1 protein-coding gene is annotated in these 1,240 nt (G+C 66.5%); it reads left to right on the top strand.

Features of this window, described 5'->3' with window-relative positions:
• Positions 1–65 precede the first annotated feature (65 nt).
• Positions 66–1,222, top strand: a protein-coding gene (locus ASC46_RS20665; protein WP_169790129.1) for an IS3 family transposase whose coding sequence is annotated in 2 segments (ribosomal slippage) — positions 66–318 and positions 318–1,222 — 1,158 coding nt in all. Because the reading frame shifts where the segments join, the coding sequence is not laid out codon by codon here.
• The last annotated feature ends 18 nt before the right edge of the window (positions 1,223–1,240 follow it).

The following is a 1,240-nucleotide window of genomic DNA, read 5'->3' as shown; positions in this document are numbered from 1 at the left end:
TGACCTGACCCCCTGTTTTTCCTCCACTTGCGAGTAGAGTCCGGCCCAGCAGAGGGACGGATTGGATGAAGCGGAAGCGGTTTTCGGACGAGCAGATCATTGGCATTTTGAAGGAGGCCGATGCGGGGGCGGTGGTGCTGGATCTGTGCCGCAAGCACGGGATGTCGAGCGCGACTTTCTATGCGTGGAAGGCCAAGTATGGCGGGCTGGAGCTGAGCGAGGCGAAACGTCTGCGCGCGCTCGAGGACGAGAATGCCAGGCTGAAGCGGCTGCTGGCGGATGCGATGCTCGACAATGCGGGGTTGAAAGACCTGCTGGGAAAAAAGTGGTGACGCCGGCTGCCAAGCGGCAGGCGGTCGAGCATCTTCAGGCGGCGCACGGCATGAGCGAGCGCCGCGCGTGCGGTGTCGTCGGCGCCGATCGCAAGTCGATGCGCTACCGCTCGAGGCGAGCCGATGATGGCGAGCTGCGCTCGCGGCTTCGAGAGCTGGCGCAGGTGCGCCGGCGCTTCGGCTATCGGCGCCTGCACATCCTGCTGCGGCGCGACGGTGTGGTGATCAACCGCAAGAAGACGCAGCGGCTCTACACCGAGGAAGGTCTGACGGTGCGCAAGCGCAAGAGTCGTCGGCGCGCCGTTGGCGCGCGGGCTGCGCCACCTGTCGTCGCGCTTCCCAACCAGCGCTGGAGCCTCGACTTCGTGCACGACCAGCTCGCATCCGGCCGGCGCTTCCGGGTGCTGAACGTCGTCGATGACGTGACGCGCGAGTGTCTGCTGGCGGTGGCTGACACCTCGATCTCGGGCAAGCGGGTCGTGCGCGAGCTCGCCGATCTCGTCGCGATGCGCGGCAGGCCCGGCATGATCGTCAGCGATAACGGCACCGAGCTGACCTCGAACGCGGTGCTGTCGTGGTGCGGCGAGGCCGGCATCGAGTGGCACTACATTGCGCCGGGCAAGCCGACGCAGAACGGCTACGTCGAGAGCTTCAACGGCCGCATGCGCGACGAGCTGTTGAACGAGACGCTGTTCATGACCCTCGACCAGGCACGTGAGACGATCGCCGCCTGGGCCGACGACTACAACACCGAGCGACCGCACTCATCGCTCGGCTACCAGGCCCCGGCCGTGCACGCGGCGGGGCTCATATTGGCCGCTTCGCGGCCGGTAGACAGCGTTGCCGAAGACGGCGACAACAACGGCCGGTCTCTGGTCGCGGCTGGATGAAAGCTGGGGGTCAGGTCA

Source organism: Chelatococcus sambhunathii (genome assembly GCF_001418005.1).
Classification (GTDB): Bacteria; Pseudomonadota; Alphaproteobacteria; order Rhizobiales; family Beijerinckiaceae; genus Chelatococcus_A; species Chelatococcus_A sambhunathii.
This window is presented reverse-complemented; position numbering and strand designations above follow the sequence as displayed.